The 16,097-nt window shown below is 73.3% G+C and carries 16 protein-coding genes; 6 read left to right on the top strand and 10 right to left on the bottom strand.

Annotated features, from left to right (window positions below):
- Position 1: 1 nt before the first annotated feature.
- Together ACFV9H_RS04365 and ACFV9H_RS04360 are read right to left on the bottom strand one after the other, a co-directional pair.
- Positions 2 to 1,216 (bottom strand): MFS transporter, encoded by a 1,215-nt coding sequence (locus tag ACFV9H_RS04365; protein ID WP_385393135.1) that lies wholly within the window; start codon positions 1,214 to 1,216, stop codon positions 2 to 4.
- A gap of 5 nt (positions 1,217 to 1,221) precedes the next feature.
- Positions 1,222 to 2,577, bottom strand: a complete 1,356-nt coding sequence (locus ACFV9H_RS04360; protein ID WP_385393132.1) for an NAD(P)-binding domain-containing protein — start codon at positions 2,575 to 2,577, stop codon at positions 1,222 to 1,224.
- A gap of 115 nt (positions 2,578 to 2,692) precedes the next feature.
- On the opposite strand from ACFV9H_RS04360, the gene ACFV9H_RS04355 reads away from it, so the two are divergent.
- Positions 2,693 to 3,076, top strand: a complete 384-nt coding sequence (locus ACFV9H_RS04355; RefSeq protein ID WP_385393130.1) for an ArsR/SmtB family transcription factor — start codon at positions 2,693 to 2,695, stop codon at positions 3,074 to 3,076.
- Positions 3,073 to 3,567, top strand: a complete 495-nt coding sequence (locus ACFV9H_RS04350) for a GNAT family N-acetyltransferase (RefSeq protein ID WP_385393127.1) — start codon at positions 3,073 to 3,075, stop codon at positions 3,565 to 3,567. The genes ACFV9H_RS04355 and ACFV9H_RS04350 overlap by 4 nt, the downstream gene beginning before the upstream one ends.
- A gap of 18 nt (positions 3,568 to 3,585) precedes the next feature.
- On the opposite strand, the gene ACFV9H_RS04345 is transcribed toward ACFV9H_RS04350, so the two are convergent.
- On the bottom strand, positions 3,586 to 4,380 hold the full coding sequence (locus ACFV9H_RS04345; RefSeq protein WP_385393124.1) for an aquaporin: 795 nt from the start codon (positions 4,378 to 4,380) through the stop codon (positions 3,586 to 3,588).
- A 65-nt stretch (positions 4,381 to 4,445) separates the two neighbouring features.
- Complete coding sequence (locus tag ACFV9H_RS04340; protein WP_385393122.1) at positions 4,446 to 4,769, bottom strand: ArsR/SmtB family transcription factor; 324 nt, start codon at positions 4,767 to 4,769, stop codon at positions 4,446 to 4,448.
- Positions 4,770 to 4,809: 40 nt separating this feature from the next.
- On the opposite strand from ACFV9H_RS04340, the gene ACFV9H_RS04335 reads away from it, so the two are divergent.
- Positions 4,810 to 5,229, top strand: a complete 420-nt coding sequence (locus ACFV9H_RS04335) for an arsenate reductase ArsC (protein ID WP_385393119.1) — start codon at positions 4,810 to 4,812, stop codon at positions 5,227 to 5,229.
- 25 nt (positions 5,230 to 5,254) lie between these two features.
- On the opposite strand, the gene cynR is transcribed toward ACFV9H_RS04335, so the two are convergent.
- The gene (gene cynR / locus ACFV9H_RS04330) at positions 5,255 to 6,163 is read right to left on the bottom strand and encodes a transcriptional regulator CynR (protein WP_385393116.1); all 909 of its coding nucleotides are present in this window, start codon (positions 6,161 to 6,163) and stop codon (positions 5,255 to 5,257) included.
- A 144-nt stretch (positions 6,164 to 6,307) separates the two neighbouring features.
- Between cynR and ACFV9H_RS04325 the strand changes: the two genes are divergently transcribed.
- Positions 6,308 to 6,913, top strand: coding sequence for a carbonic anhydrase (locus ACFV9H_RS04325; protein WP_385393504.1), 606 nt, complete (start codon positions 6,308 to 6,310; stop codon positions 6,911 to 6,913).
- A 62-nt stretch (positions 6,914 to 6,975) separates the two neighbouring features.
- Positions 6,976 to 7,446, top strand: a complete 471-nt coding sequence (cynS, locus tag ACFV9H_RS04320; protein ID WP_385393113.1) for a cyanase — start codon at positions 6,976 to 6,978, stop codon at positions 7,444 to 7,446.
- 1 nt (position 7,447) lies between these two features.
- Here the strand turns inward: cynS and ACFV9H_RS04315 are convergent, their stop codons facing one another.
- From ACFV9H_RS04315 to ACFV9H_RS04295, 5 genes are all read right to left on the bottom strand, one after another.
- Entirely contained in the window at positions 7,448 to 8,680 is a 1,233-nt protein-coding gene (locus tag ACFV9H_RS04315) for a type III PLP-dependent enzyme (protein ID WP_385393110.1), read from the bottom strand.
- The gene (locus ACFV9H_RS04310; RefSeq protein ID WP_385393107.1) at positions 8,677 to 10,515 is read right to left on the bottom strand and encodes an IucA/IucC family protein; all 1,839 of its coding nucleotides are present in this window, start codon (positions 10,513 to 10,515) and stop codon (positions 8,677 to 8,679) included. The genes ACFV9H_RS04315 and ACFV9H_RS04310 overlap by 4 nt, the downstream gene beginning before the upstream one ends.
- Positions 10,515 to 11,732 (bottom strand): MFS transporter, encoded by a 1,218-nt coding sequence (locus ACFV9H_RS04305; RefSeq protein WP_385393502.1) that lies wholly within the window; start codon positions 11,730 to 11,732, stop codon positions 10,515 to 10,517. Before ACFV9H_RS04305 ends, ACFV9H_RS04310 begins: the two co-directional genes overlap by 1 nt.
- A gap of 122 nt (positions 11,733 to 11,854) precedes the next feature.
- Positions 11,855 to 13,651, bottom strand: a complete 1,797-nt coding sequence (locus ACFV9H_RS04300) for an IucA/IucC family protein (RefSeq protein ID WP_385393105.1) — start codon at positions 13,649 to 13,651, stop codon at positions 11,855 to 11,857.
- Positions 13,648 to 14,844: an acetyl-CoA carboxylase biotin carboxylase subunit family protein gene (locus tag ACFV9H_RS04295; RefSeq protein WP_385393103.1), complete on the bottom strand. Its 1,197-nt coding sequence runs from the start codon at positions 14,842 to 14,844 to the stop codon at positions 13,648 to 13,650. The genes ACFV9H_RS04300 and ACFV9H_RS04295 overlap by 4 nt, the downstream gene beginning before the upstream one ends.
- A 247-nt stretch (positions 14,845 to 15,091) precedes the next feature.
- Here ACFV9H_RS04295 and ACFV9H_RS04290 point away from each other — a divergent pair, with 247 nt between their 5' ends.
- Positions 15,092 to 16,000: a (2Fe-2S)-binding protein gene (locus ACFV9H_RS04290; protein WP_385393101.1), complete on the top strand. Its 909-nt coding sequence runs from the start codon at positions 15,092 to 15,094 to the stop codon at positions 15,998 to 16,000.
- Positions 16,001 to 16,097 lie beyond the last annotated feature (97 nt).

Raw genomic sequence — 16,097 nt, 5'->3', positions numbered from 1 at the left:
CTCATGGCCCGCGGGGTGTCGGGTGGGCTGCGGCAGCCGGCAGCGCGGCTGCGAGGGAGAGGGACGCCAAGGCGGCGAACAGGTGGGCGTGGCCGCCGAGCGGGGTGGCCAGGGCCGCGGCTGCCCAGGGGGCAAGGGCGCCTGCCAGGTGGGACGGGGCGCCCAGGAGGGCCGAGAGGCGGCCGTAGTGGGTGGGGCCCCAGCGGTCGGTGACGGCGGTGGCCTGGAGGAGGGTCAGGTTGCCTCGTACGACACCGGCCAGGCTCGCGAGGAAGACCAGGAGGGGCATCGGGCCCGGGGCCGCCGCGAGGGCTGCCGTGGTGGCACCGCCCAGGGCGATCAGGGCGACGGTGCGGGTGGTGACCGAGGTGTGGGCGGACAGGCCGGAGTAGAGGGCGCGGCCGAGGGTCTGGCCGGCGCCGCCGAGTCCGAGTGCCCAGGCGGCCGTTGACGCGTCGGCGCCGCGTTCGGTGAGGAGCGGGATCAGGCCCATGACGACGGCGTACATCGCGAAGCCGGAGAGGGTGAAGGCGACGGCCAGGAGGAGGAAGGGGCGGCTGCGGGCGACCGGGGTGCGGTCGGTTGAGGGCCGGGCCGGTGGCGCCGGGGGCCAGGGGGCGCGTAGGGCGAGGGCGTGGGTGGGGATGGTGATGGCGGCGAGGATCACGGCCAGGACGACGTAGGTGGCTCGCCAGCCGAGGTGTTCGGCGAGGGCGGCGGTGAGGGGCGCGAAGACGGTGGAGGCCAGGCCGCCCGCGAGGGTGACGATCGTCAGGGCCCGCACGCGGTCGGGGCCCCACCAGCGGGTGAGGGCGGCGAAGGCCGGTGGGTAGAAGGTGGCGGCCATGGCGACGCCGGCGAGGATCCAACCGCAGGTGAAGACCGGCAGGTTCGGGGCGGCCGCGATCAGGAGGAGGGCCAGGGTGCCGGTCACGGACCCGACGCTCATCACGGCGCGCGGGCCCCGGCGGTCGAGGATCCGGCCGATGGGGATGCCCGCGAGGGCCGAGACGAGGAGGGCCAGGGAGAAGGCCGCGGTGACCGCGTTGACGGACCAGCCGGTGTCGGCGGTAAGGCGTGGGAGCAGCACGGGGAAGGCGTAGTAGACGATGCCCCAGCTGGTGATCTGGGTGGCGCAGAGCGCGGGGAGGGCGGCGCGTGGCCGCGACCGGGCCCCCGTTCCGGTCGCGGCCGTGCCTGCCCGGGTATCGGTCACCTCGGTCAGCAGCCGCCGGAGGGGACGGGGGCGCCGATGGTGAGGGTGGCGGGGGCGGCGCAGCAGCCACCGCCGGTCTCCTCGGCCGCGGCGGGCTCGTCGAAGAGGCCGGCGCCGCCGCAGACTCCGGTCTCGGGGAGGGTGAGTTCGACGCGCTCGGCGGCTTCGTGGTCGCCGGCCAGGGCTGCGGCGATGGAGCGGACCTGTTCGTAGCCGGTCATGGCGAGGAAGGTCGGGGCGCGGCCGTAGGACTTCATGCCGGCGAGGTAGACGTCCTTCTCCGGGTGGGAGAGCTCGTGCGCGCCGTGCGGGTAGACGGTGCCGCAGGAGTGCTGGTTGGGGTCGATGAGCGGGGCGAGGTCGGTGGGGGCCTGGAGGCGTTCGTCGAGGCCGAGGCGGAGTTCGTCGAGGAAGGTGAGGTCGGGGCGGAAGCCGGTGAGGACGATGACCTCGTCGACTGGGTCCAGCCGGCGGCCGTCCTCCCCTACGAGGACCAGCCGGCCGTCGGTGTCGCGCTCGACGGCCTCGGTGCGGAAGCCGGTGACCGCGTCGGCGTGGCCGTCCTCGACGGCGGCCTTCGCGGCGAGGCCGAGGGCGCCGCGGGCGGGGAGCTGGTCGGCGTCGCCGCCGCCGAAGGTGGAACCGCTGATGCCCCGGCGGAGGATCCAGGCCGCGTGGGTGCCCTCCGCTTCCTTGGCGAGGTCGGCCAGGTAGGCGAGGGCGGTGAAGGCTGAGGCTCCGGAGCCGATCACGGCCGTGCGTCTGCCGGCGTAACGGACGCGGACGGCGGCGTCCTTGAGGTCCGGGACGCGGTAGGCGATGCGGTCGGCCGCGCCCTTCTCGCCGAGGGCCGGGAGGCCGCTGCCGCCGGCCGGGCCGGGGGTGGACCAGGTGCCGGAGGCGTCGATGACGGCGCGGGCGAAGACGCGGGCCTCGCTGCCGTCGGCGGCGGTGTAGTGGATGACGAAGGGCCGGCCATCGCGGTCGGCGTCGACGATGCGGTCGCGGCCGGTGCGGGAGACGCCGGTGACGGTCGAGCCGTACCGGACCCTCTCGCCGAGGACGTCGGCCAGGGGCTGGAGGTAGCGCTCGGCCCAGTCCCCGCCGGAGGGGTAGGTGGCGGCGTCGGGCTTGACCCAGCCGGTGGGGGCCAGGAGCTTCTCGGCCGCCGGGTCGACGACCTCGCCCCAGGTGGAGAAGAGCCGTACGTGTGCCCACTCGCGGACCGCGGAGCCGGCGGCGGGGCCTGCCTCCAGCACGAGGGGCTCGACGTCCCGCTCGACGAGCCTGGCAGCGGCCGCGAGACCGATCGGACCGGCGCCGATCACGACGACGGGCAGGGCTTCGGTGGATGCGTTCACGACGGGCTCCCCGGTTGATTCGATGTTTGTCGATGTCCTGACGACTCCAGACTGGCACCGGATATCGATGTTCGTCAACATAGACATCCATCTAATTTCCGGGGATGATGCATGCATGTCCCCTTCCAAGGTGTTGCCGGTGTTGCCGGTCTTGCCGCTGGTGGAGCCGGACGCCGGCCCGCCGTGCTGCCCGCCCCTGTCCGAGCGCCCGCTGACGGCCGAGGAGGCCGAGCGGACCGCCGTGATGTTCAAGGCCCTCGGTGATCCGGTGCGCCTGCGGCTGTTCTCCGCCGTCGCCTCGCACGAGGGCGGCGAGGCCTGCGTGTGCGACATCTCCGACGTGGGCGTCTCGCAGCCGACGGTCTCCCACCACCTGAAGAAGCTGAAGGACGCCGGCCTGCTCTCCTCCGAGCGGCGGGGCACCTGGGTGTACTACCGCGTGGAGCCCGCGGTGCTCGCCGCCATGGGCGCCCTCCTCACCCGGGCCGGCGCGGCGTGAGCTTCCGCGTCGAGCCGCTGACCCGCTCGCACGCCGACCAGGTCCTGGCGATCTACCAAGCCGGGATCGACGAGCGGAACGCCACCTTCGAGACCTCCGCCCCCGGCTGGGCGGAATTCGACGCGGCGAAGCTGCCCGAGCACCGCTTCGGCGCGGTCGGCGCCGGCGGGAATCTGCTCGGCTGGGTGGCGGCGTCGAAGGTCTCCGACCGCTGCGCGTACGCGGGCGTGGTCGAGCACTCCGTCTACGTGCATCCCGGCGCCCGCGGCCGCGGGGTGGCCCGCGCGCTGCTGGACGCGCTCATCTCCTCGACGGAGGCCGCGGGCATCTGGACGATCCAGTCCGGCATCTTCCCCGAGAACACGGCGAGCCTGGCCCTGCACCGGCGGGCCGGGTTCCGGGTCATCGGCATCCGCGAGCGCATCGGCCGCCACCACGGCGCGTGGCGGGACGTGGTGCTGCTGGAGCGCCGCAGTCCGGCGATCAGCTGACCGGCCGCTCGACCCGCGTCACGCGGCAGGCGCGGCGGCGTCCGTCGTGCCGCGCATGAAGATGACGGCGACCAGGGCCAGGCCCAGCACCGCGCCCACGAGCTGCACTCCGACGAACGCCGGGACCGAGGCCGGGGCGATGCCCGCGAACGTGTCCGTGAAGGCGCGGCCGATCGTGACGGCCGGATTCGCGAAGGAGGTGGAGGAGGTGAACCAGTACGCGGCGCCGATGTACGAGGCGACCGCGACGGGTGCGAAGCGGAGGCGGTCGGTACGGGCCAGCCCGAAGATCAGCATGATCAGCCCGGCCGTGGCCACGACCTCGCCCAGCAGCAGGTTCCCGGCGGAGCGGTCGTGGGTGGACCACTGCACCAGGGGTTCGCCGAACATCGCGTCGGCCAGGATCGCGCCCGCGATGGCGCCGGCCGTCTGGGCGGGTACGTACGCGGCCAGCTCGCGGGCGGTGACCCCGGCGCCGCCGCGACGGCCGGTCCACCATTCGGCGAGGCTGACCGCCGGGTTGAAGTGGGCTCCGGACACCGGGCCGAGGAGGACGATCAGGACCCCGAGGCCGAAGACGGTGGCGGTGGAGTTGGCCAGCAGTTGCAGGGCCACGTCCTGGGTGAGCCTCGTCGCCTGGATGCCGGATCCGACGACGACCGCGACCAGCGCGGCCGTGCCGACGAGTTCCGCGGCGGCGCGGGCGACGAGCGGGGCGCGGCGCGGGGTGGCACCGGCCGGTGGCTGGGGCGCGTCGGCGGCCATGCCGGACTCCGCCGGAGGTACGGCGGCGACGGGCTCGGTGACGGACAACGGTTCTCCTCGGGCAGGTACGGGGAACATGACTGGTACGGGAACGCGGCAGTCCGGGGAAAGGACTACGGGCAGGACCGCTTGACGTTCGCTTCGGCCGTGGCACGCGCGGTCCGAGCGAGGTCGGCGAACCGACCGGCGATGGCCTCGATGGCCTCGATGGCTTCGGGGCGGAGCTTGTAGTAGGTGAAGCGGCCGCACGGCTCGGTCTTCACGACCCCGGCCTCCCTGAGCACCTTCAGGTGGTTGGAGAGGTTGGTCTGCTTGGCACCGGTCTCTTCCACGAGGTGCGTGGTGCACAGCGTTTCGCGGGAGAGCAGGGTCACGATCCGAAGCCTGAGGGGGTCTGCCAGGACTCGGATCAGTTCAGTGTCGACTGATGTCAGCATGTACTGATACTTTCACATCAGCCACCCCAAGGAAGAACAGATGCCCTCCACGCCAGCCGCCTCCGTCCTGTTCGTCTGCATCCACAACGCGGGCCGCTCCCAGATGGCCGCCGGTTTCCTGCGCCACCTCGCCGGCGACCGTGTCGAGGTCCGCTCCGCCGGTTCCGTGCCCGGAGACCGGATCAACCCCTCCGCCGTTGCCGCCATGGCCGAGCTGGGCATCGACATCTCCGACCAGAAGCCCAAGGTCCTCACCCCCGAGGCCGCCCGAGCCTCCGACTACATCATCACCATGGGCTGCGGCGACGCCTGCCCGTACTTCCCCGGCAAGACCTACCTCGACTGGCAGTTGGAGGACCCGGCCGGCCAGGGCGTCGAGGCCGTCCGCCCCATCCGCGACGAGATCAAGGGCCTCATCGAGGGCCTGATCGCCGAGATCGACGCCAAGAAGCACGCCTGACGGAGGGGACCGCGGTGGTCCGCGGCTACGCGGGGGTGTAGTCGCGGGTGCGGACGAGCTGTCGGGTGAGGTGGGTGAAGGCGCGGGCCGCGGCGCTTTGGTAGGCGTTCTCGCGGCACAAGAGGGTGACGGTGCGGGAGGGCAGGGCCGGTTCCAGGGGGACGGGGGCCAGGTGGGGGTGGTCGTGGGTGATGGCGTCCGGCAGGACCGTGGCCAGTGAGGTGCGCTGGACGACTTCGGCGAGGGCCTGGATGGAATTGGCCTCCACGGCGATGCGCGGCCGCACCTCATGGGTGGCGAAGTACGCGTCGATGTGGCCGCGCGTGGCGAAGTCCCCACTGAGCAGGGCCAGCTGACGTTCCGCCAGGTCCTGGACGGACAGCGGCTGATCCTGCCGGCCGGCGCCGGGCAGGTGGGCGCCCACGACGAGACCCAGGGTCTCGATGAACAGGGCGGTCGCCGTGATGCCGGGCAGGTGGGCGCCGTGGAAGGCGATGCCCAGGTCGAGTTCGTCGGCCAGCAAGCCGGCTTCGATGCGGTCCTGCGCCATCTCCTTGACGTCCAGGGTGATGCCCGGATGGCGGGAGTGGAGCTCCGCGGCGAGGGGGCCGATGAGGTAGGCCGTGAACGTCGGGGTGAGCGCGAGGCGCAGATGGCCACGGGAGAGGTCGGCCACGTCCAGGACGGCGCGTTCGGCCGCCCCCAGGTCCCGCAGCGCGCGGCGGGCGTGGTGCGCGTAGACCTCTCCGGCGTCGGTGAGCCGTACGGTCCGTCCGGTGCGGTCGAAGAGCTGTGCGCCCACCGTGCGCTCCAGCTGTTTGATCTGCTGGGACAGGGTCGGCTGGGAGATCCGCAGGTCTTCGGCGGCGCGAGTGAAGTTGGCGTGCTCGGCGACGGCGAGCAGATAGCGCAGGTGACGCAGTTCCAGGGCCATGACCACGACTATAGACGTCATCGATGACAGTCATGGGTACTGCGCCTTGGACACTATAGATGCAGGTCATGCATCGTTGAACTCGTCGGAAGGCACCACCGCCGGCCGGAGAGATCGACGAAGGAGTGACCCCCCGTGAACGTGATGGCGCAGGGTTTTCAGCGGTTCAGCCGGGACGTGTTCCCGGCGCGGGCGGCGCTCTTCGAGAAGCTCGCCACGACGCATCGGCCGACCGCCCTGTTCATCGGCTGCTCGGACGCCAGGGTCGTCCCGGAGTTGATCACCCAGACCGACCCGGGCGAGCTGTTCGTCATCCGCACCGCGGGCAACATCGTGCCCCCGTACGCACGGGGTGCGGACGGTGTCGCGGCGAGCGTCGAGTACGCGGTGAGCGCGCTCGGGGTCTCGGACGTGATCGTGTGCGGGCACTCGGCCTGCGGTGCGATGACCGCCCTCGCCTCCGACGGCGATCTCACCGGTCTGCCCGCCGTAGCCGGCTGGCTGCACCACGCCGACGCCTCCAAGGCCCGCACCGACGCCGGCGGAGAGCTCACCCGCGCGGATCGGGTCACCGCCCTCGTACGGGACAACGTCGTGGCCCAGCTGGCCAACCTGAGGACCCACCCGTCCGTGGCCAAGGCCATGGCGCGCAACAGGGTGACCCTCCACGGCTGGGTCTACGACATCGGCACCGGCTCCGCCGAGATGCTCGACGCCACCGGCGAACGGTTCATCGCCCTGGCCGGCTGACCGGCCCGGACCCCCTCGACCCCCTCGACCCCCTCCTCAAGGAAAGCAAAGGACATCCCCTCATGACGCACGCCCAGTTCGACCCCACCGCCCGCCGGATCCTGGCCTCCCGGGCTGTCGAGGCCAAGATCCGCAAGGACCTGTCCTGGCAGCGGATCGCCGATGAAGCGGGCCTCTCGGTCGCCTTCGTCACCGCCGCCGTCCTCGGCCAGCACCCACTGCCCGAGGCCGCCGCCAAGGCAGTCGCCGAACTCCTCGGCCTGGACGCCGACGCCGCGCTCCTGCTCCAGACCATTCCGACCCGCGGCTCCCTCGGCGGCGCCGTTCCCACCGACCCGACCGTCTACCGGTTCCACGAGATGCTCCAGGTCTACGGCACGACCCTCAAGGCCCTGGTCCACGAGCAGTTCGGCGACGGCATCATCAGCGCGATCAACTTCAAGCTCGACGTGAAGAAGGTCGCCGACCCGGAGGGCGGCGAGCGCGCCGTCATCACCCTCGACGGCAAGTACCTGCCGACCAGGCCCTTTTGACCTACGCCGTCGGCTCCGGGGTCAGGAAGTGGAAGCCGGGCCGCGGGTGCATCAGGAAGTCGTGGTGCGAGATGTTCCAGGCGTAGGCGCCCGCCAGGCCGAAGGCCACGCGGTCACCGGCCCGCAGTCCGGGGGCGGGGACATCGCGGGACAGCAGGTCCTTCGGGGTGCAGAGCTGGCCGGTGAGGGTGACCCGTTCCGTGGCGGCCGCGGGGCGGGGCCAGGGGTGCGGCCACTCGGAGACGGGGACGACGGTGCAGGGCTGGTCGTGGCCCTTGGTCGCCGGGGTGCGCATGTGGTGGGTGCCGCCGCGGACCACGGCGAACTCCTCGCCGTGGCTGCGCTTCACGTCCAGCACCTCCGTGGCGTACCAGCCGCAGTAGGCGGTGAGCGCCCGGCCCGGCTCGATCCTCAGCGTGAGGTCGGGGTGGGCGTCCGCGAGGCGGGCGAGGCCGGCGCCGTACGACGTCCAGTCGAAGCGGCGCTCGGGGGCCGCGTAGTCGACGCTCATGCCGCCGCCCACGTTGACCTCGGCGATCCGGACGCGGTGGCGGCCGGCGAGGTCCGCGGCCCAGGTGACGATCGACTCGGCGACCGCGAGCTGCTCCGGGGCGTCGAGGCCGCTGGCCAGGTGGGCGTGCACGCCGAGCAGCCGCAGCTGCGGATAGGTGCCGTCGGTGAGCAGGCGGACGGCCGTGTCGGCTTCGGCGGGGTCGAGGCCGAAGGGGGTCGGGCGGCCGCCCATGGCCAGCGAGCTGCCTTCCAGGGAGGCGGCGGCCAGGGGGAGGTTGAAGCGGAGCAGGACTCCGGGGCGGGGCGCGCCGCCGGCCGCGTCGGAGGGGGTGCGCGCGGCGAGGGCGGCCAGCACGTGGAGTTCGTGCAGGCTCTCGACGTGGAAGCGCTCCACGCCCAGTTCGAGGGCGTGCGCGAGCTCGGCGGGGGTCTTGCCGGGGCCGCTGAAGGCCAGTGGGCGGCCCGGAACGGCCTTGGCCACGTGGGCGAGTTCGCCGCCGGAGGAGACCTCGTAGCCGTCGACGTACGGGCCGAGGGCGGCCAGGATCTCCGCCTCCGGGTTGGCCTTGGCCGCGTAGTACAGCTCGACGCGCTCGGGGAGGGCGGCTCGGACGGCGGCCGCGTGCTCGCGCAGTGCCGTCATGTCGTAGAGGTAGGCGGGAAGTTCGGTGTCGGTGAGCGTGGCGAGTCGGTCGTGCACCGCGGGGGTGGGGTTGGTCATCGGGCGCTCCGGGTGTCGTGTTCGCGTTCGCGTGCATGGTCGAGGCCGCGCTCGTGGGCGTCGTCGGCGTGGTCCCCCAGCACCTGGGACAGCACGTCCTCGGCGAGCGGGGAGGCGAGCCGGACGTAGCCGGCGTCGCGGTCGGCCTTGCGCTCCCAGCGGGTGAGCAGGTTGGCCTTGGCGGGCAGCGGCACCCCGGCGAGCAGGGCGGCCAGCCGCGGCGGGCACCCGTTGCGGTCGGCGTACGTCTGGAGGGTGGCGCGGACCCGGGCCCACAGGGCGGCCTCGGACTGCGGGTGCAGATCGGCGAGGGCGGCGAGCACCTCGGCGATGTGGTTGACCAGCAGGCAGTACACGACCCGGTCCCAGCCGCGCTGGGCGTCGTAGGTCATCGGGTCGGCGACCTCGGCCGGGAGGGAGGCGAGGAGGTCCGCGTGCTGTTCGGGGACGAGCTTGGTGCCCTCCAGGTCGCGGAAGAGGACCTGGGCCGGCATGCCTTCCTCGTCGACGCAGACCACGACGTTCTGCAGGTGCGGTTCGAGTACGAGCCCGTGGTCGAAGTACGCGGCCAGGACGGGCGGGACGAGCAGCTTGAGGTACGCCGCCCACCAGTCGAGGGCGGTCTGCGCGGAGGTGTCCGCGAGCAGGCGGGAGATGTGCCCGGGGCCGGTGGGGTACTCGTCGGCGACGGCCGCGGCGAGCAGCGGGGTGGTGCCCGGCATGAGCCGGGCGAGCAGCCCCTCGCGGACGATCACGCCGAAGCCTTCGAGGACGGAGCGGTCCGGGGTGCCGTCGGGGCCGGGCAGGGCGATGCTGCGGTAGGCGGGCTCGCGGAGCATGGCGGTGCCGGGGAAGCGCGTCTCCAGGTCGGCGAGGACCGGGGCCAGCAGCCGGGTCAGGGCGACCGCGCCCGAGAGCTCGTAACTCGCGTTCTTGCGCAGGCAGTTGGTGATGCGGATGTTGAGGCTGAACTTCAGGAAGGTGGCGCCGTCGTACAGCGTGCGCACCGAGGCGGTGGCGGCGAAGGGCTTGCCGGCCAGGCCCAGGTCCAGGATGTCGCCGCGGTCGAACGCCGCGCGCAGCTGCGGGTGTTCGCGCAGCATCTCGTACTGCCACGGGTGCGCGGGCAGCAGCCGGTACCCCTCGGGCACGTCGGCGCGGAGCCGGTCGAGGGGCTGCGCCGCTCCGTCGGCGGCGGTCTCCTGCGCGATGAGGTGCTCACGGACGGCGAGGTGGCGCAGCTGGAAGGAGGCGCCGGTCTCGGGGGCGTACGCGAGCCAGGAGGCGGTGTCGCCGGTGCGGGCCTTGGGGGTGGGGTGGAAGCGGTGGCCGTAGACGAGGGACTGCTCGGACTCCAGGTAGGCGGCGAGCCCGTCGCCGTCCCCGACCGCGGTGTCCGTGGCGGGGCGCTCGGCGCGTACGGCGAGCGCGGCGGACACCGCCTGGTGGCTGGAGGCGACCTGCTCCAGGAACTCCTCGTTGCGTACGTCGGTCCGCAGCGTCAGCTCGTCCTGCACGTACTCGGCGAGGCGGCGCCAGCCGACCTCGGCCCAGCCGTCCTCCTGCCGCTCCCGCACCGGACCGGTGAACCGGTGCGCGCCGAGCAGCGACGTACGGCGCAGGGCGGCGCGCAGCAGCACCCCGCGGCGGGGCAGCCACAGCAGCAGGTGGCCGTCGGCCACGGCGGTCTGGTGTTCGGGTCCGGACAGCTCGCGCAGCAGGCAGTTCAGCAGGGTGTGGGCGACCGCGTCGTCGGCCGTGGGCAGCGCGGCCGGGGAGACCGCGGCGCGGGTGGCGGCGGAGGCGGCGGTACCGATTGCGTCGGTGAGGGACATCAGCGGCTCCAGCGGGTGCGGAGTGAGCGGGGGGAGCGGAGTTTCACGGCCGGGAGGGCTGTCGCGAAGACCGTGACCAGTGCCACGGCGGTGCCGGTCAGCACGGGGGCGGTGGGCCCGTACAGGCTGTTGCCCGCGGCGGCGGCCAGTCCGGCGACGACCGCGCCGGCCTTGGAGAAGAATTCGATCGAGCCGAACAGCCCGCCGGGGGCGCGGCCCTTGGCACAGTCGGAGGCCATCACGGAGAGGCAGACGAGGCCGAGGGTGAGACCGGCGCCGAGCAGCAGCCGGACGGCGGCCAGGGTGGCGAGCGAGTGGGCCAGTCCGTGCCCGGCCAGCCCGAGGGCTATGCAGGCGAAACCGAGCGCCACGCCGAGGCGGGGTCTGCTGTGGAAGGCCGAGTGCACCCACATCGCGGCGACGAGGTAGCACAGGTGGGGCAGGGCGAAGAGGACGCCGGAGACCGCAGGGGAAGTACCCGGGATCCGGTCCTCGACGAGGGAGATCAGGTACGGGAAGGAGATCACCGTGGAGAAGACGAAGGCGAACTCCAGGGCGTACAGCCCGTGCAGGGAGGTGGTGCGTTCACGGCGGGACGCCTGCGCCGGGGCCGCTTCCTCGTGCCGGGCGGCGGGGGCCGCCTCGGCGTCGCCGGTCGCCGGGCCGCGGGGTTCCTTCCGTACGCCCCGGGATTCCGGCAGCGCGGTGATCAGTACCGCGGCCGTCAGGGGAAGCACGGCGAGCAGGGCGTACTGGCGGTGCGGGGACAGCCAGGGCGAGAGGCCGCCCACCACGATCGGGGCGAAGACCAGGGCGGCGCGGGCGGCGCCCTGCATCAGGGTGAGGGCTTTGGAGAGCTCCTTGCCCTCCAGCGCGGCGCCGAGGTAGCCGTTGGAGGCCGCGAAGGTGCCGCCGAGGATGCCCTGGAGCACGAGCGCCACGGTGAAGGCGGCGATGGAGTCGGCCCAGCCGGCCAGCAGGAAGGACGCCGCCAGGCCCAACTGGGCGCGCAGCAGCAGTCGTTTGCGGCCGAAGCGGTCGGCGAGCCGCCCCCACAGCGGGGCGCCGACGGCGGCGAAGACGGTGGGGACGATGTAGAGCACGCCGGCCAGGCTCGCGTCGCGGTCGCCGAGTTCCGGGAGGATCTCGGTGAGGAAGGGCGGCAGGCCGAGCGCGGCGAAGGAGGCCACGAAGTAGCAGCCGGCGACGGCGTGCACCTGCTTGCGGCCGAGCGTCGCGGCCGGAGCCGGAGTCGCGGCCGGAGCCGGAGCCTGGGTCGCGGCCGGAGCCTGGGTCGCCTGGGAGGCGGTTCCGCGTCGTTCCGGGGGTGCGCTCGCGCTCACTGCGAACCACCGGCCCGCAGCAGGTAGTTGGGGCCGGTCGTGTAGTGCTTGTTGATGTCGGCGGCGCCGGAGCGCTCCTTGCTGAGCAGGGTTCCGGCGCTGACCATCGCCTTGATGGGCAGCCGCGGGGCGTCCAGGACGTGGGCGCGCAGCGTGGCGCCGGGCTCTCCCGGTCCGGTGCCGAGCCGTTCGACCGCCTCGGCGAGCCGGTCGCGTACGAGGTCCAGCAGGGCGGCGGCCTCGGCGCGGCCGTGCCGCGCCAGCCCGAAGGCGTACGAACCCGCGCACAGGTGCAGGGTGATCGTGGTGAACAGGTCGGTGAGCGGTCGGTCGTCGTCGCACAGGGCGCGGGCGTCGTCGAAGCCGAGCGGGGCGTCGCCGCCGAGCGTCGCGCGCACGCGGGCCGCGTGGACGCGCGGTCCGTCGTCGTCCTTGAGTACCAGCCGCATGCGGGTGTCCCCGGCCGGCCCGTGGTCGAGGACGAGGGAGATGTTCTGCTGGTGCGACTCCAGGGCGATGCCGTAGCCGAACAGGGTCGTCTGCCAGTCGAAGAGCAGCCGCAGGTAGGCGTCGAGCAGGGCGATCGGGTCGCCGCCGTAGAACCGGTCGGCCAGGTGGTCGATCAGCAGCCGGCCCCCGGGGGCTTCGGCGAGCAGCGCGGCGAGCGGGGTGACGACGGCATCGTCGAGGCCGGCCGGGTAGCGGCGGCAGAGCGCGGCGAGGAGCTCGTGGCCGGCGTGGGCGTACACGGTCTCGTCGGCGTGCAGGATCACGCCCTGGAACCGCGGTTCGCGTGCGATGACGGTTTCCAGCAGGCGCTGGCCCGCGACCCCGTCGGCGAGGAAGCCGGGCCGGATGATCCTGCGGTTGCGCAGCCCCAGGGTGGCGGTGGCCATCGGAACCTTGATGTGCAGCGTGGGGTCCTCGGTGACGGCCACGGTACGCATGGACAGCGTCGGGACCACGTCGAGGTACGGGCGCTCCGCGAGCACGGCCCGGTCGGCCAGGCCCGCGGCGCTCAGGGCCTCGCGCAGCGGTGCGCCGACGGTGAGCGGGTGCACGGGGAGGGCCAGGTGGGTGGCGTCGAGCCCGGGCAGGCCGAGCGCGGCCGGGGTGGGCCAGGCGGCGGGGAGCGCGGCCGGGCCGCCGGCCACGGTGAGGTCCTCGCGCGGCACGGCGATCCAGCGCAGCGCGAAGCTCGGGTGGAACTCGGGTGCGTAGGCGCGCAACTGGTTCTCGTCGAGGCCGGAGCGGCCGCGAGCGGTGGGGTACACCGGGTGGTCGAGGCGCGCGGCGAGGGTGTCGTACGCGAGCCCGCCCGCGAGGCCGGTCCAGTCGGCGGGGTCGGCGCCACGCTCGGACGCAAGGGCGGCGGCGACCTCGTCCGCGGTGTCGGCGTGCAGCCGCATGGTGGCGAGGGTCTGGCGGCACTCCTCGGCGAACGCTTCGAAGCCGCCGCGGTCGACGGGGTCGGCGAGCGCGCCGAGGGCGTCGAGGACTTCGTCGTGGGTGGTCAGTGCGCGGCCGTCGGACTCCCGGGTGAGCAGCGGCAGCCGGGCGGCGTACACGCTCTGGTAGCCGTCCTCGACGACCGGGAGGAGCAGGGCGTCGCCGTCGTCCGTCGGCAGTCGCAGCCAGCGGCCGTCGGCACGGTCGACGGCGGATGTGCGGGTGCGCAGGCCGACGACGTCCTCCCGCAGGAGCGCACCGAGGACACGGAGCAGCAGCTCCGCTTCGGCGGCGTCGGCGTGGGTGGCGGTGGCGGTGGCGGTGGCCGAAGTGGTCGTGCTCACGGGGTGATCTCCCAGCGCTGGGCCGCGAGGAAGTCGGCGGCGACGCGCTCGACGGTCTGCTGGTCGGTGTTCCGGCCGACCGCGCGCAGGGCGCCGATGAAGTCGCGGTTGGTGTGGTACAGCTCGTGCCGCTCCCCCACCGCGCGCAGCGGCCGGTACGTCAGTTCGACCCCGTCCACGACGAGGTCGGCGGCCTCGGGCGCCGCCGTGAGCGTGCCGGAGATCTGGGCGCAGGGGTTTTCGAGCAGGGCGGCGCCGTCCGTGCGCGCGCCCAGGTCCGCGGGCAGCGGCTCTCCCAGGTGCGTGCGCAGGACGTGCTCGAAGAGCGGGACGTCCAGCAGCCGGGCGAGCATCAGGTCGGCCTGGTCCCCGATGGCCCGGTAGTTGACCTCGATGATGCGGGCGCGGCCGTCCTTCACCACGAACTCGGTGTGGCAGATGCCGAATCCGACGCCGAGGGCGTCGAGCTGGGCGAGGATCTGCTCGACCACGGGTTCGGGGTGGGCGCCGACGAAGGTGCAGCGCTCCTCGATGAAGTACGGGGGCGCGGACAGCCGGGTGCGGAACCCGCCCAGAACGTGGCGGACGTTCCCGTCGCCGAGCGTCTCCAGGCTGCACAGGTCGCCGGCCAGGTATTCCTCGACCACCAGGGGGGCCTGCGGCCGCCGCTCCTGGATCTCCTTGCAGCGCAGGACGAGTTCCTCGGGCCCGTCGACCAGCACCACGTCCTCGCTCGCCACGCCCTCCCGGGGCTTGACCACGCACGGGTAGGGCACGTCGAGGGCGACGAGACCGGCCGGGTCCTGACCGGCGGCCAGTTCCGTCGACCACACGGCGTCGAGTCCGCTCGCGGCCAGGTGGCGGCGCATCTGGGCCTTGTCCTTGACGCGCAGCGTCGCCCGCCAGTCCTTGGCGGGGAGGCCGAAGTAGTCGGCGGCCAGGGCTGCCTGGGTCTGGAGGTGATCGCTGTTGGTGAACACCGCGTCGGGCGTGTGGTGGGTCGATATCCGGGAGATGACCGCGCGGAAGTCGCGTACGTCGCACTCCAGGACCTCGATGTCCGGCGCCGATCGGCGGTGCGCGTCGGGCTGGTCGGTGAGGACCGTGATCTGGAGGCCGAGTCGGGCCGCGGCGGGGAGGAACCCGTCGGTGACCGAGTCGGTCGGGTTGAGTGCGAGCAGGTACAACCGCATGGGCTGGGCCCCTTCCGAATCCTGAGCTGTGGGGGGTGAGCGGGTGACTGCTTTCCGGCACGCCTCGGTGCCGACGGTTTTCCGAACCCGCCGGCAAAAGCAGCTTAGGTTAGCCAACCCTTAGTCTCAACTCCGGTTCGAGACACGACGGGTGACGTGACAGTCGTGATCATAAATCATTGGGTTAAGGTAAGGCTTACCTACTCCCCCGTACCGGAGTCTCCGTGCCGCACATGATCGACAACCGATGACCACGGTCCCGCGCCTCACGTCTCCCCAGCGCCCCGCCCCGGACGCCGCCGCCACGCTCGCGCGGACCTACGGCCGCCTGGCGGCCATCTGCGAGGCACTGGACGTCCGGGTGGAGGCTCCCGCCGCCCGGTCCTCCGCGCAGCCCTCGGCGCAGCCCACCGCGCTGCCGTGGCGCCGGGTCAGCGGCGCGGAGCTGGCGGCGCGGACGGAACCAGCCGAGGCGCAGGGGGCCTTGGACGCCTTCGTGGCCGCCGAGGCCGCTCGCATTCGGGCCGGCCACGGGCACGATCCGCGCCCCGACGTCGCCGCGTCGCGCGCGCTGCACGACTACCTCTGGACCGTCAGCCTGCTGATGAGCGGCGCCTGGTACCTGGAGCGGCGGGTACCGCGCATCCGGCCGCGCGAGGTGCGCGTGGACCTCTCCACGGGCGCGTTCGAGATCGTTCCGGGGGCCGGATTCGCATGCCTGCCCGGCGACCCCGCGGCGCACCTGCCGGGCGCCCGGGTGGTGGCCGACGAGGAGGCGCTGCGCGCCGAGTTGCGCGCGGCCGTCGCCGACCACGTACGGCCGCTGCTGGCCGCCATCGGGCCTCGGGTCCGGCGCCGGGACCGGGCCCTGTGGGGCATGGTCGCCGACGACCTCGTCTCCGGGATCTGGTACCTCGGACGCGCCCTGGGTCAGGAGGATCACGCGGTGCGCGAGGCGACCGAACTGCTCCCGACCGCCATAGCGCCCTTCCCCGGCGGCGCCGACTTCAGGCGGCTCGCGGACCGCGAGGGGCACCTGCACCCGACCCGCACCCGGCTCGGCTGCTGCATGTACTACACCCTGGACTCGGCGCGGGCCTGCGCCACTTGCCCCCGGACGTGCGACGCGGAGCGGCTGCGCCGGATCGAGGGCTAGGGCCTGTCGTCAAATTCCCGTCGTCGCCCGAAGGGCGGCCCCGCGGCGTCTGGTGCGTGCTCTCGGCGTGCCGGGCGGAAGCCCTTGTACTGGACGT

Origin of the sequence: Streptomyces sp. NPDC059874 (assembly GCF_042731135.1) — a bacterium.
GTDB lineage: Bacteria > Actinomycetota > Actinomycetes > Streptomycetales > Streptomycetaceae > Streptomyces.
The sequence above is the reverse complement of the archived record's forward strand: the minus strand, read 5'-3'. Positions and strand labels throughout refer to the sequence as shown.